15 protein-coding genes are annotated in these 13,219 nt (G+C 35.4%); 4 read left to right on the top strand and 11 right to left on the bottom strand.

Annotation, left to right across the window (positions count from 1 at the left end; all coding sequences use genetic code 11):
- Positions 1–4: 4 nt before the first annotated feature.
- From U9966_RS03960 to U9966_RS03910, 11 genes are all read right to left on the bottom strand, one after another.
- On the bottom strand, positions 5–940 hold the full coding sequence (locus tag U9966_RS03960; protein ID WP_306346196.1) for a phosphatidate cytidylyltransferase: 936 nt from the start codon (positions 938–940) through the stop codon (positions 5–7).
- 52 nt (positions 941–992) lie between these two features.
- Positions 993–2,642 carry a bifunctional UDP-sugar hydrolase/5'-nucleotidase UshA gene (gene ushA / locus U9966_RS03955; protein WP_306346197.1) on the bottom strand — a complete coding sequence of 550 codons (1,650 nt, stop codon included), beginning with the start codon at positions 2,640–2,642 and terminating at the stop codon, positions 993–995.
- A 40-nt stretch (positions 2,643–2,682) separates the two neighbouring features.
- Positions 2,683–3,294: a protein adenylyltransferase Fic gene (fic, locus tag U9966_RS03950; RefSeq protein WP_306346198.1), complete on the bottom strand. Its 612-nt coding sequence runs from the start codon at positions 3,292–3,294 to the stop codon at positions 2,683–2,685.
- The gene (locus tag U9966_RS03945) at positions 3,281–3,496 is read right to left on the bottom strand and encodes a DUF3791 domain-containing protein (protein WP_306346199.1); all 216 of its coding nucleotides are present in this window, start codon (positions 3,494–3,496) and stop codon (positions 3,281–3,283) included. Before U9966_RS03945 ends, fic begins: the two co-directional genes overlap by 14 nt.
- A 1-nt stretch (position 3,497) precedes the next feature.
- Positions 3,498–3,746: a hypothetical protein gene (locus U9966_RS03940; RefSeq protein ID WP_306346200.1), complete on the bottom strand. Its 249-nt coding sequence runs from the start codon at positions 3,744–3,746 to the stop codon at positions 3,498–3,500.
- 9 nt (positions 3,747–3,755) lie between these two features.
- Positions 3,756–3,881: a DUF3990 domain-containing protein gene (locus U9966_RS03935; protein ID WP_306346201.1), complete on the bottom strand. Its 126-nt coding sequence runs from the start codon at positions 3,879–3,881 to the stop codon at positions 3,756–3,758.
- Positions 3,882–6,206 carry a Tex family protein gene (locus tag U9966_RS03930; protein WP_306346202.1) on the bottom strand — a complete coding sequence of 775 codons (2,325 nt, stop codon included), beginning with the start codon at positions 6,204–6,206 and terminating at the stop codon, positions 3,882–3,884. It lies immediately after the preceding gene.
- Between the two features lie 217 nt (positions 6,207–6,423).
- Complete coding sequence (apaH, locus tag U9966_RS03925) at positions 6,424–7,245, bottom strand: bis(5'-nucleosyl)-tetraphosphatase (symmetrical) ApaH (RefSeq protein WP_306346203.1); 822 nt, start codon at positions 7,243–7,245, stop codon at positions 6,424–6,426.
- A gap of 2 nt (positions 7,246–7,247) precedes the next feature.
- A complete protein-coding gene (locus U9966_RS03920) occupies positions 7,248–7,862 on the bottom strand; it encodes a TIGR04211 family SH3 domain-containing protein (RefSeq protein ID WP_306346204.1) in 615 nt (204 codons plus the stop codon).
- Positions 7,863–7,921: 59 nt separating this feature from the next.
- On the bottom strand, positions 7,922–9,181 hold the full coding sequence (locus U9966_RS03915) for an inorganic phosphate transporter (protein ID WP_306346205.1): 1,260 nt from the start codon (positions 9,179–9,181) through the stop codon (positions 7,922–7,924).
- 13 nt (positions 9,182–9,194) lie between these two features.
- Positions 9,195–9,875, bottom strand: coding sequence for a TIGR00153 family protein (locus U9966_RS03910; RefSeq protein ID WP_211597876.1), 681 nt, complete (start codon positions 9,873–9,875; stop codon positions 9,195–9,197).
- A 245-nt stretch (positions 9,876–10,120) separates the two neighbouring features.
- Between U9966_RS03910 and clpP the strand changes: the two genes are divergently transcribed.
- The 4 genes from clpP (at position 10,121) to U9966_RS03890 (ending at position 13,218) form a co-directional block, all read left to right on the top strand.
- A complete protein-coding gene (gene clpP, locus U9966_RS03905; RefSeq protein ID WP_211597877.1) occupies positions 10,121–10,726 on the top strand; it encodes an ATP-dependent Clp endopeptidase proteolytic subunit ClpP in 606 nt (201 codons plus the stop codon).
- Positions 10,726–11,985: an ATP-dependent protease ATP-binding subunit ClpX gene (gene clpX, locus U9966_RS03900; RefSeq protein ID WP_306346206.1), complete on the top strand. Its 1,260-nt coding sequence runs from the start codon at positions 10,726–10,728 to the stop codon at positions 11,983–11,985. The genes clpP and clpX overlap by 1 nt, the downstream gene beginning before the upstream one ends.
- Positions 11,986–12,065: 80 nt before the next feature.
- Positions 12,066–13,055 (top strand): tetraacyldisaccharide 4'-kinase, encoded by a 990-nt coding sequence (lpxK, locus tag U9966_RS03895; protein WP_306346207.1) that lies wholly within the window; start codon positions 12,066–12,068, stop codon positions 13,053–13,055.
- Positions 13,048–13,218, top strand: coding sequence for a Trm112 family protein (locus tag U9966_RS03890; protein ID WP_306346345.1), 171 nt, complete (start codon positions 13,048–13,050; stop codon positions 13,216–13,218). Before lpxK ends, U9966_RS03890 begins: the two co-directional genes overlap by 8 nt.
- The last annotated feature ends 1 nt before the right edge of the window (position 13,219 follow it).

Raw genomic sequence — 13,219 nt, 5'->3', positions numbered from 1 at the left:
CTAATCACACAAACAGATAATAGTAAAAATGGAAAAATAACGGGGCTGAAAAGGTCAAACTATCCATTCGATCCAAAATACCGCCGTGACCCGGAATTAAGGTACTGCAATCTTTAATCGATAAATCTCGTTTAACCGATGACATTACAACATCACCTAAGAATCCTGCTACAGCAATCACAATCCCTGCGATAAAACTTAACCAAATTGGCATTGGGGTTAATATCATTCCTAATAGTGAGGCTAATATAGAGGTCGATAATATCCCGCCTAAAAAACCTTCCCACGTTTTATTTGGGCTGACTTTAGGGATGATTTTATGCTTACCAAAGGATTTTCCCCACACATACTGCATTACATCATTAAATTGTGTTAATAAAAGAATAAATAACACTAAACCTAATCCTCCTGCATTGGGGTGTGTTGCTGGTAATCCGACTAACATTGCCAAATGACCAATACAGAAAATGGTGAGCATTGCTCCCCATTGTAATATCCCTACGGAGCGAATAAAGCCCTTTACTTCACCGAGTAACACAAGGCGAATTGGAATAAATAAGAATAGATAAACAGGAATAAAAATTAATGACATTGTGTGCCATTTTATTGCAATAAAATAATATTGAATCGGAATGGTTAAATAGACCCAAAATATCACACGGCGATCAATTAATCTTAATGGCACAATGGAGAAAAATTCTTTTAATGCTAAGAAACTAATCACCGCAAATAAGACAATAGTTGTGGTAAAACCTAAACTAAAACAGATAAACAGAATACCAATCATATACCACCACGAAATCACTCTTTGCTTAAGTTCGGTGTAATCTTTCTCTGGATTTTGGTTAATTTTCTTGGTGGTAATAAAAGAAGCGATAAGTAGGAAAATAACTACTAATCCCATAATTATTAACGCATTTTGAGGTAAATTAAATAGCATAAACTTCTCCTAAAAATACAAAACAGCCTCCCAAAAGGAGGCTGTAATCAAATTATTGATTTTCAAATACTACTTCATTTTTGGGTTCATAATCTGCCACTTTTAATGGAGAGTGTGATTGAATATAGCTTTTTAATACTTCCGCATCTACAAAACCTGTATTAATGAAGTCTGTTAATTTTGGATAACCATCTCCACCAGCAGCATTAAAACTTGGAACGGTAAAGGTATAAACTTTATCATTATCTAATGCTTCCCCGTTAATTTTTACATTATGTATTCCATCATTTTTAACCGTCATTGAAATGCCAGAAAATTGAGGATATGCCCCTGCACCAACGGCTTTAGGTACGGCAATAACTTCAAGATATTTTTTAAGTTCTGCCCCTTTCATATTTGCTTTTACTACCGTATTTGCAAAAGGTTGCACTTTTAACACATCTTTATAAGTAATATCACCTGCTTCAATAGAATCACGCACACCACCAGAATTCATAATACCTACATCAGCCTGTACTTTTTCTTTTTGAGCGGTTGCAATTAAACGCCCTAAATTAGTTTGCTGTGTTCTAACAATATCTCTATCTCCAATTAATTTTGCATCACTTTGACCAATTTTTACATTCAGTGCTTTTTCCCCTTTTTCTTGATATGGAGTGAGGAAACTTAACATTTCTTGATCTTCTTTGATTTCATCCGCCACTAATTGACGTACTTTTTTACCATCAATTTTTACTTTTTTCTTCAAGTTCACAGGAATCAGTTTGTACTCATTGAGTACTAATTTACCCTCTTTAAAATTGAAATCTGCACGCCCTACATATTTACCCCATTCGTGCGCTTGCACAATCCAAGTCCCATTTTGTCTATCAGGACGACAATCTTTGCCTGGTTTAAAGTTTGGATCGTAAGTTTCTAGATTTGGTTCCATACACACAGGATTTTGTGAGTGTCCACCAATAATCATATCTAAATAACCTTCAGGTAATGAACGAGCTAAAGTTACATCACCTGGTGCATTAATACCGTAATTTGCATTTTGATAATGCCCCATATGAGTGACCGCAAAAATTAAATCAGGGTTTTCTGTTTTTTTGATTTCAGGGACTAATTGTTTTACTGTTTCAACAGGATTACGGAATTCTAAACCTGAAATATACTCAGGATTACCTATTTTCATAGTATCTTCAGTCGTTAAACCAATTACCGCAATTTTTACCCCACCTTTAGTGAAGATTTGATAAGGTTTAAATACACGTTCACCCGTTTTCTTATCATAAATATTTGCACCTAAGAAAGGAAAGTTTACCCATTCTTGTTGCTGTTTTAACACACTTAATGGATTATCAAACTCGTGATTACCTAATGCCATTGCATCATAACCGAGTTTTGTCATTCCTTTAAAATCTGGTTCTGCATTTTGCATATCAGACTCAGGAACACCAGTATTAATATCTCCACCAGAAAGCAATAGACTATACCCACCTTGATCTGCCACTTCTTTTCTAATACTGTCAATCAAAGTCTTGCGAGCTGCCATACCGTATTCACCGTGTTTATTACGCCAAAAATGACCGTGATGATCATTAGTATGTAATACGGTTAATTCCACACCTGCATCTTTATCGGTTGCATTTGCTACACCGATAAACCCTGCGGTTAATGCACTAAATAAGAATGAAATTGCTAACTTGTTTTTCATTTTTGGTTCTCCTGATTAAAAAATCATAGTAATAAAAATCTTAATAATTTTTAAGATCTTTAGTTTTAAAGACACTGTAACCTTCATAGTGGTAACTTGCATCAATTCCTTTCATATAAACTTCACGATCGTTAATTTTATCCGTTAATGCTTGTTGAAGTAGAAATTTAATTTCGAGATCTTTCACTGGGCTACGTTCCATCGCCAATAAATAATCCTCTTTATTTACCTTACTCCAATCAATCACCTGCTTTAATTCTTTCTTTAAAATCGTATCAAGCCAAATTCGAGTACTACGTCCATTCCCCTCTCTAAAAGGGTGTGCCACATTCATCTCAACATATTTTTCAAAAATTTCATTGAAATTACTTTGTGGCATTTTGTCAATACTTTTTAAAGCAGGTTCAAGATACATCACAGGTGCAAAGCGAAAATTGCCTTTTGCAATATTGACCTCTCGCATTTTCCCTGCAAAATCATAAATATCATTAAATAAATAATGATGAATTTGACACAAGCCTTGAAAAGTTCCCACTTCAAAAGTGTCTAATACCTTTTCTTCAAAAAGTGCCAGAGCTTTTATTTTAGTTTGCTTTTCTTCGGCTTTTGCTAATTCTAAAATATCTGTGATACCAAGTTTATTTGCTAACATTTTGATCCTTTTTGGCAACTAAATTATCAATATCTTCAAAGGCATTTTCTAATCGCTCACTGTGATACATTTCATACATATCATAAATAAAATCCGTCAGTGCTAATCTATCCCAAGTATGTAATATTTCCGTTGCGGTTGTCCTTTTATAATGTGCATAATGTTCTAGCAAATAAATAAAAAATTGCATTTCTTTTTTCATTTTATGCTCCTTTGATATAAATAGAATGTCTAGGATTACCAGTTATTTTTTCACATTCCCATAAATCAAAAATAATTTTTGGAGAGAAATTCCACATTTTCAGTTCAGTATCTGCAAGCATTTGATAGGTTTCAGATTGAATAAAATCACGCAGTGCTTCCATCTCACCAAAGCCATATTTTTCAACAATAAGTGAAATCACTTCTCTATCATAATAATCAAGAAATCTTACAAAATCTTTATCTGTCATTTTATTATCTCAAATAAGAGTTGCTTGTTGTAAACTTGAAGTCAAATAAAAGCCTGAACCAAAATCAAGTAATCTTTGATTAGTAAGCAACTTTGGTTCTGCCACTTCAATATTACTACCGTGATATAATTTCATTTATCTTCTCTTTAACTTCGCAAAAGCATCTGCCATTGCTGAATTTGTAGCGGTTGTTTTTTGTGAATTTTTTGCAAATTTTGGATTATTTGCTGTTGTTCTGCTTCTTGGCGCTTGTTCATCTCTATTTTGATCTTTTTTAGGGGCAGATTTTTCATCTAATCGCATTGTTAAGGCAATACGTTTACGTGCAATATCCACGTCTAAGACTTTAACTTTAACAATATCGCCCGTCTTAACCACTTTGTGAGGATCGTCCACAAAAGTATTTGCTAACATTGAAATATGCACTAAACCGTCTTGGTGTACGCCCACATCCACAAACGCACCGAAGTTCGTTACGTTGGTTACCGTACCTTCTAAGATCATTCCTTCAACAAGATCTTTAATTTCTTCCACCCCATCCATAAAGGTCGCTGTTTTAAACTCGCCTCGAGGATCACGCCCTGGTTTCTCAAGCTCTTTGAAAATATCGCTTACTGTTGGCAATCCGAATTTATCGTCCACAAATTGTGATGCATTCAGCTGATGAATGCGTGTGCTATTGCCCATTAAGTCGCTTAAACTTAATTCCGTTGCTTGCAAGATTTTTTCTACCACAGGATACGCTTCAGGATGGACACTTGAACGATCAAGCGGGTTCTTTCCGTCTAAAATTCGCATAAATCCTGCACATTGCTCAAAGGCTTTTGGTCCTAAACGAGCCACTTTTTTAAGCTGACTACGAGCCGTAAAACGTCCATTTTCATCACGGTATGCCACAATATTTTGTGCAAGGGTTTTATTCATACCCGCCACACAGGTTAAAAGTGGTGCAGACGCCGTGTTAATATCCACACCTACCGCATTCACACAATCTTCCACCACCGCATTTAATTTACGGGCTAATTGCGTTTGGTTGACATCGTGTTGATATTGCCCCACGCCGATCGCTTTTGGTTCAATTTTCACTAATTCCGCTAACGGATCTTGCAAACGGCGAGCAATAGACACCGCCCCACGCAATGAAACATCTAACTCAGGAAATTCTTGAGCGGCAAATTCAGAGGCAGAGTAAACCGATGCCCCAGCCTCGCTAACCACAACGGTTTGAGCTTTCCAATCGCTATATTTTTTATGGGTTTCTGCCACAAAACGTTCTGTTTCACGAGATGCCGTACCATTACCAATCGCAATCAAATCCACATTGTATTTTTTGCCTAAGGTATAAATGCTGTGAGCCGCTTTATCTGCCTGACCTGTATGCGGATAAATAGTATCCGTTGCTAATAATTTACCCGTATTATCCACCACAGCAACTTTCACCCCTGTTCGTAAACCTGGATCAAGCCCCATTGTATTTCTTGCCCCAGCAGGTGCCGCCATCAATAAAGCGGTAAGATTTCGAGCAAAAACATCAATCGCCTCTTCTTCGGCTTTTTCTCGCAAGGTCGTCATCAATTCTGTTTCTAGATGCAATGATGTTTTAATTTTCCACGTCCACGCAATCACTTGTTTACGCCACGTATCCGAGGCTAAACCATTAAATTGTACTCCTAAATGATCACGAATAATCTCTTCACAATAACTGGTACGGATTGCGTCATCTTGTTCAGGATCGGCATTTAAAGAGACATTTAAAATGCCTTCATTTCGCCCACGTAAAATGGCTAAGGCACGATGAGAAGGAATTTTTTTAAACTGTTCAGAATAGTTAAAATAATCACGGAATTTTGCCCCTTCAACTTCTTTTCCATCAATCACTTTTGCTTCAAGGGTCGCATTTTGGGTGAGATGATGACGTAATTTAGCCAGTAGTTGAGCGTCTTCGGCAAAACGTTCCATTAAGATATATCTTGCACCATCTAAGGCTGATTTCACATCTTTCACTTCATCATTCAGATAAGTTTCTGCAAGGCTTTCAGGTGTTTGATTTGGCTCGTCCCAAAGTGTTGTGGCTAATGGTTCAAGTCCATTTTCAATCGCAATTTGCCCACGAGTTCGGCGTTTTGGTTTATAAGGTAAGTAAAGATCTTCTAATTCTGTTTTGCTTTGGGTATTTTCAATTTTATGGCGTAAATCGTCATCAAGTTTACCCTGTTCTTCAATCGATTTTAAAATGGTTTGACGGCGATCGTTCAATTCTCGTAAATAAATCAAACGTGTTTCAAAGTGGCGTAATTGCGTATCATCAAGTCCGCCCGTCACTTCTTTACGATAACGAGCAATAAAAGGAATCGTATTTCCTTCGTCTAATAAGTTCATTGCAGATAAAATCTGCTTTGGTTGCACCGTTAATTCTGATGCAATAATTTGGCTAATTTGGGTATCTAATTCGTTTGACATTTTTATTTTTAATAATTTTCTAAAACAAAACTCGGTAACTAAATATTATCATAATTATAAAGAGCAACATACTGAATTATATTGATTTAGAGATAGCGGTCACATTCTGACAATTTTTTGCAATTATGTAGATATCTACGACCGCTTATGAAGATGTGTCTTTAACAAAGCATAGCGGTAGGATAATTTGATCTTTTTGCACATTTTAAATGAATAATTAAGTAATTTTATTTAAATGCGGTTGAGTAAATATTTGTTGAGTTTCCCAACAGATCATCGTTAAATGATGCCCCCAAACACAACCTGTATCTAGTGAGTAAATATGAGGAGGAGTACTATAACCAAGTAACGCCGCCCAATGCCCAAATAGAATATTATGTTGTTTATAAAGAGGATTATCCAATAAAAACCACGGTTTCAATGTGGGTGGTGCATCTTGAGGTGAAAGTTTACATTGAAAATCTAATTGTTTTTTTTCATTACAAAAACGCATTCGAGTGAATGCGTTAATAATATAACGATAGCGTTCCATTCCTGATAAATTTTCATTCCAAGCAAGCGGTGAGTTATCATACATATTTTGCAATAAATATTGATAATCCTCACTTTGCAATAGAGTTTCTACTTCTTTCGCACATTGTTGGGTTGTTTTTAGATCCCATTCAGGGCTAATCCCTGCGTGACTTAATAAAAAACCATATTTAGGATGTTGGACAAATAGAGGCTGATGGCGAAGCCATTCGAGTAATTCTTCTTTATCTTCTGCCATCAATAATGTATCTAATTTATCCCTTGCATTGACTTTTTTTATACCAAGATTAGTGGCAAGTAAATGCAAGTCGTGGTTACCTAATACCGTAGTTGCTTTGTCCCCGAGAGATTTAACGAAACGCAAACACTCTAACGATTTGTCTCCCCGAGCAATAAGATCGCCAGTTAGCCATAATTCATCTTTATTAACATCAAAACTTACTTGTTGTAGTAATTGTGTTAATTCATCGAAACAGCCGTGTAAATCTCCTACGATATAGGTCGCCACCGTTAACTCCATCCATTATTTTGTTTTTTTCTTGGCAAAATAAATGGAATTAAGAGCCCTAACAGTAAACCGATTCCTAATACTGTGCCTCCGTACATAAACCATTTGATCATTATTTCACGCTGTTCAACATCTTGCATAATCTCAAGCTCTTTATTTTTATTCTTTAAGATGCTGACTTCTCGTTTTAATTGTGCATTTATGTCTAACAGCGTTCTACTTTGTTGTTCTGCTTGAGTTAATCGACGGCGGATTTCTCCTGTTCGATGTTGCCAATCACTTTCTATCTTATTCAGTTTTAATGTTAATTCCTCAATTTGTCTTTCTAAAACAGGAATTTTTTGTTTTGACGGTGGTTCTGTGGTTAACTTATTATTTAAGATCCAAACCTGACGATTTTTTGTATCTTGAATAAGTGAGTAATTATTTTTTCTTTCCAGAACAATCACTTTTTCACCCGCTTTTACCGTTCCTGCAATTTTATAATCATTCCCCGCACCTTTTCTTACATATTCACTTAGAGCATCGGTAACGTAATAAAAATTTTCTGCCTGCCCAGACAAAGGTAGTAGAGTTCCTAATAATATTAAAATAAATGGTATAATTCGTAAACGCATTGTTTTATTCCTTTATGTAAAAAAGAAAGTGCTAAGCACTTTCTTTTGTTGTTTATATCCTAACGAAAAATAGTATTTAAAATATGATAAATAATAATCGAAATAAACGCACCTGCAGGTAAGGTAATAACCCAAGAAGCAACAATATTTCTAATTACATTTAAGTTTAATGCTGCAATTCCTCGAGCAAAACCAACTCCTAAAATTGCCCCTACTAGGGTTTGAGTGGTTGAAATTGGTAATCCTGTTCCTGAGGCAATAACCACAGTAGTCGCACAGGAAAATTGTGCTGCAAAACCACGACTTGGCGTTAATTCGGTAATACCTGTTCCAATGGTTCCCATTACTTTATAACCTAATACAACTAACCCCACTACAATTCCAGCACCACCAAGAGGTAAAATCCAAGGAGCAAGGGCTGTTTTACCCGCAACTTGACCACCTGTTTCCACAATAGAAGCTACCGCAGATAAAGGTCCTATTGCGTTAGCAACATCATTTGAACCGTGAGCAAATGCCATTGCACAAGCGGTAATGACCATCAAAATGCCAAATACTTTTTCCACACTTTCAAAACTACCATCATCTATTTTATCAAAAGCGGATTTTTTAAAATAAAAATGACAAGCAATTGTTGAAATAATTGCAATAATTAAGGAAATAAGGAAAACCTCTGACCATTCTAAATGTAATCCAATATGCTTTAATCCTTTTTTCATTGTGACCACACACAATACAAATGCAGTTAATCCCATATAATAAGGACCATATTTTTTAGCATTCTCAACAGGTTTTGATGTATCAAAAATTAAACGTTGTGTACTAGAAAAAACAATATAAGCGACAACACCAGCAACAAAAGGAGTAACAAACCAACTACCGACAATTCCTAAGATTTTACTCCATTCAACCGATTCTGTTCCAGCTGTAACACAACCAAAACCAATAATTGCACCAATAATAGAATGAGTAGTTGAAACTGGCCATCCCATACGAGATGCAATTAAAAGCCAAGTTCCTGAAGCAAATAGCGATGCCATCATCCCAAGTACTAATACATCAGGCATATCAGCATATAAACTAACATCAATAATCCCGCCTTTAATCGTTTGTGTAACCTCTCCTCCTGCAAGATAAGCACCTGCAAATTCAAAAATAATTGCAATAAAAATGGTTTGTTTAATAGTTAAAACACCTGAACCAACAGACGTTCCCATTGCATTAGAAACATCATTAGCCCCAATTCCAAACGCCATAAAAAAACCAAAAATAGCGGTAATAATAATTAATATATGACCATATTGTTGAATTAATTCCATTACTTCCTCCGAGCTATGATTTAGCTAACATTAGTTCAATTCGAGAACCAACACGTTGAGCCTGATCAGCTAACACACCAACCCACTCAATAATTTTATATAGGAACATCACATCAATCGGATTTAATTGTGATTCAATCTGTAATAATTCTTTACGTAGAACTCGTTGTAATTGATCTGTGTCGTCTTCAATGGTATCTAACTCTAAAATCATTTTATTAACAAAATTCAATTCTCTCCCTCGAAAGCCTGTTTCAAGTAATTCATCCATTTCGTGAATAACCTTATGAGCTTGATGAACGGCATCAATACTACGCTTAACAAAGTAGTTAAAATCTTCTTGAATCTGTTTAGGTATTAGTAATTGACGACCAATTACACGCCCTGCAATATCCTTAGTAAAATTAGCCAATTTATCTTGTTGTGTAACAAGCTCTAATAAATCAGTACGTTCAATTGGCATAAACAATCCTCGAGGAAGTTTTAAGCGAATTTCTTTTTTTAAATCATCTGCTTGATGTTCAAGTAATCCTATCTGAGCGCGATAATCTTCCGCATTATCCCAATCTTCTTTAAAGGTTTGTTCAAAAAAAGGAACTAATAATTCACAACACTCTGTTACTTTCGTTGAGTGTTTCTGAAGGGGTTTAAGGGGGGATTCAGCGAATAATCCAAGAATATTATTCATAGCCATAAGAACGTCTCCATAGAGGTTAAAAAATTCATTTTTATTTAAAATACAGACACATTTTACTTGAAGTAATACTAAAGATCATCTATTAAAATATAAATGATTAAGAAATCACTTATTATTTCTTTATTTGGAAAGAATGACAATCTATAACTCACTCTCTTTAAAAATTACATAACTCGTTTTTATTCCTTATTAAAGTCTGGTAAAATGAGCTGTTTTTATCAATTTATAAAAAGGAAAAAAATATGATAATTCCTAACAATGCTCTTATTCCAACAGTGGTAGAGCAAACGTCAAAAGGCGAAAGAGCCTTTGATATTTATTCTCGCTTACTAAAAGAACGCATTATTTTCTTAAGCGGTGAAGTTGAAGACAATATGGCAAATTTGATTGTCGCTCAATTATTATTTTTAGAGTCAGAAGATCCTGAAAAAGATATCAGTATTTATATTAATTCACCAGGTGGTTCTGTTACTGCTGGTATGGCAATTTTTGATACAATGAACTTTATCAAACCTGATGTTAGCACTGTGTGTATTGGTCAAGCTTGTTCAATGGGTGCTTTTTTACTTTCAGCAGGAAAAAAAGGCAAACGTTTTGCGTTACCTCACGCTCGTGTGATGATCCATCAGCCTTTAGGGGGCTTTAGAGGACAGGCTTCTGATATTCAAATCCACGCTCAAGAAATTTTAAAAATTAAACAAACCTTAAATGAGCGTTTAAGTGAACATACAGGACAACCGCTGTCTGTTATTGAACAAGATACTGATCGTGATAATTTTATGTCAGCAGAAGCAGCTCAAAAATATGGTTTAGTTGATGAAGTCGTCCACTCTCGAGGGAGTAAATAATGTCTGATTTTGAAAAAATGCCACATTGTAGCTTTTGTGGTAAACAAAAAAATGAAGTTGAAGGGCTAATTGAAGGCACTGAAAGTTTTATTTGTATTGAATGTGTTGAAGATGCTTATGCAGTAGTCAATTCTCAAGGATCTTTTTCACAGGATGAAATAAATGAAAAAGTAAAAGAACAAAGTTTTTTTGAAAATATTCCTACACCAAAAGAAATACATCAACATTTAGATGATTATGTTATCGGACAAGAACACGCTAAGAAAGTACTTTCTGTTGCAGTTTATAATCACTATAAACGTTTACGCAATGCATTAAGTGATAATAAAGAAACTGATGGTGTAGAGCTTGGTAAAAGTAATATCCTATTCATTGGTCCAACTGGTTGTGGTAAGACATTACTTGCTGAAACAATGGCTCGTCATTTAAATGTACCTTTTGCTGTTGCTGATGCAACTACACTGACTCAAGCAGGTTATGTCGGTGAAGATGTCGAAAATGTCATTCAAAAATTATTAATGAGTAGTGACTATGACGTAGAACAAGCAGAACGTGGGATTATTTTTATTGATGAAATTGATAAAATCACCCGTAAATCTGAAAATCCGTCATTAACACGTGATGTATCAGGTGAAGGTGTACAACAAGCGTTACTTAAATTGATTGAAGGTACAGTCGCAAGTATTAACCCTCAAGGTGGACGCAAGCACCCACAAAAAGAAACCATTCCTGTGGATACCTCGAAAATCCTGTTTATTTGTGGCGGAGCATTTGCTGGTTTAGATAAAATTATCGAACAACGAGCAAATAAAAAAGGGGGCATTGGTTTTAAAGCTGAATTGAAAAAAGATAAAGATCGCCAAGCTCTCACTGAATTATTTAAACAAGTTGAGCCTGAAGATTTAGTTAAATTTGGTTTAATTCCAGAGTTAATTGGTCGTTTACCTGTGGTTACACCTTTGGAAGAGTTAGATGAAAAGGCACTAGTACAGATCTTAACAGAACCTAAAAATGCAGTCATTAAACAATATCAAGCTCTATTTAAAATGGAAAATGTGGCGCTTAAATTTACTCGTGATGCTCTGCTTGCTATCGCTAAAAAAGCGATGGATCGTAAAACAGGGGCAAGGGGATTACGCTCGATTGTAGAAGAATTATTGCTTGAAACAATGTATGAATTACCATCTTTAGAGAATAAATCTAAGGTGACTGTTGGTAAAAATTGTGTTGAAAAAGGCGATAAGCCGAAAATTGATTAATCATCAATGTGCGAATTTGTAGAGATGTAGTATGCTACGTCTCTACAGCGTCATCCACCCATCAATTTAAAATTTATAAAATGAAAATCTGGCAAAATCGTTCTACTATTACGTGGATTTTATCCCCCTTATCACTGCTCTTTTACCTAATTAGTCGTCTACGCCATTGGCTTTTTTGCAAAAATCTCTTAACATCTTACCGCTCGCCTGTTCTCGTTTTAATTGTGGGGAATATTAGCGTAGGTGGAAACGGAAAAACACCATTAGTGATTTGGTTAGTAGAACAATTACAACAAAAAGGCATTCGAGTTGGTGTTATTTCTCGTGGTTATGGGGCGAACACAAAAGACTTTCCACAACTCGTTACCCCTGAAAGTTCCGCTGAGCAAATGGGTGATGAACCAGTATTAATTGTGCAACGTACTCAGGTTCCTCTTGCAATATCACCCAACCGCCAACAAAGTATTGAATTATTATTGAAAAATTATTCATTAGATTTAATTATTGCTGATGACGGCTTACAACATTATAAATTACAACGGGATTTTGAATGGGTGGTGATTGATGGTGAGCGTCGTTTTGGTAACGGTTTTGTATTGCCTGCCGGTGGTTTACGCGAACTTCCCAGTCGCTTAAAACGTGTTAATGCATTAATTTGTAATGGTGGAAAGGCTTTACCAAATGAACATCAAATGACCTTGCAAGCAGACTATACGATTAATGTAAAAACTAATCAGAAAATAGCACTAAGTGATCTTAAATCACAACAGATTGTCGCAATGGCAGGTATTGGCTATCCGCCTCGTTTTTTTAATATGCTTGCAAATTTAGGTTTTAATGTGACCGCTTGTCACAGTTTTGCCGATCATCAGCCTTACTCAAAAGAACAACTACTTCCCCTTGCAAATCAAGATCAAATTTTATTAATGACAGAAAAAGATGCCGTAAAATGTCGTCATTTCGCACAAGATAACTGGTTTTTCGTGCCAATTGATGCAACTTTTACACCAACATCAACAAAACAATTACTTAATCCAATTTTAAAAAAGTTAGGAAAAAATGATGAATGAAAAATTACTCAATAACCTTGCCTGCCCAAACTGTAATGCAAAATTAGAGTGGGATAAAACCAATAACCGTTTAATTTGCAAAGAGCAAAACGTGGCTTATCCAATCGAAAATGGCATTATCGTGTTACTGCCAGAAAGTGGTCAATCATTAGAGGAATGTTAAA

This window comes from Pasteurella atlantica, assembly GCF_963693435.1.
Lineage (GTDB): Bacteria > Pseudomonadota > Gammaproteobacteria > Enterobacterales > Pasteurellaceae > Phocoenobacter > Phocoenobacter atlanticus.
This window is presented reverse-complemented; position numbering and strand designations above follow the sequence as displayed.

What these genes read in the sequence shown, in the direction of transcription:
- U9966_RS03920 (WP_306346204.1), bottom strand. Translation starts at nt 7,862, where the DNA reads ATGCGTTTACGAATTATACCATTTATTTTAATATTATTAGGAACTCTA.
- U9966_RS03910 (WP_211597876.1), bottom strand. Translation starts at nt 9,875, where the DNA reads ATGGCTATGAATAATATTCTTGGATTATTCGCTGAATCCCCCCTTAAA.
- lpxK (WP_306346207.1), top strand. Translation starts at nt 12,066, where the DNA reads ATGAAAATCTGGCAAAATCGTTCTACTATTACGTGGATTTTATCCCCC.
- clpX (WP_306346206.1), top strand. Translation starts at nt 10,726, where the DNA reads ATGTCTGATTTTGAAAAAATGCCACATTGTAGCTTTTGTGGTAAACAA.
- clpP (WP_211597877.1), top strand. Translation starts at nt 10,121, where the DNA reads ATGATAATTCCTAACAATGCTCTTATTCCAACAGTGGTAGAGCAAACG.
- ushA (WP_306346197.1), bottom strand. Translation starts at nt 2,642, where the DNA reads ATGAAAAACAAGTTAGCAATTTCATTCTTATTTAGTGCATTAACCGCA.
- U9966_RS03935 (WP_306346201.1), bottom strand. Translation starts at nt 3,881, where the DNA reads ATGAAATTATATCACGGTAGTAATATTGAAGTGGCAGAACCAAAGTTG.
- U9966_RS03940 (WP_306346200.1), bottom strand. Translation starts at nt 3,746, where the DNA reads ATGACAGATAAAGATTTTGTAAGATTTCTTGATTATTATGATAGAGAA.
- U9966_RS03945 (WP_306346199.1), bottom strand. Translation starts at nt 3,496, where the DNA reads ATGAAAAAAGAAATGCAATTTTTTATTTATTTGCTAGAACATTATGCA.
- U9966_RS03915 (WP_306346205.1), bottom strand. Translation starts at nt 9,181, where the DNA reads ATGGAATTAATTCAACAATATGGTCATATATTAATTATTATTACCGCT.
- U9966_RS03930 (WP_306346202.1), bottom strand. Translation starts at nt 6,206, where the DNA reads ATGTCAAACGAATTAGATACCCAAATTAGCCAAATTATTGCATCAGAA.
- U9966_RS03960 (WP_306346196.1), bottom strand. Translation starts at nt 940, where the DNA reads ATGCTATTTAATTTACCTCAAAATGCGTTAATAATTATGGGATTAGTA.
- U9966_RS03890 (WP_306346345.1), top strand. Translation starts at nt 13,048, where the DNA reads ATGAATGAAAAATTACTCAATAACCTTGCCTGCCCAAACTGTAATGCA.
- fic (WP_306346198.1), bottom strand. Translation starts at nt 3,294, where the DNA reads ATGTTAGCAAATAAACTTGGTATCACAGATATTTTAGAATTAGCAAAA.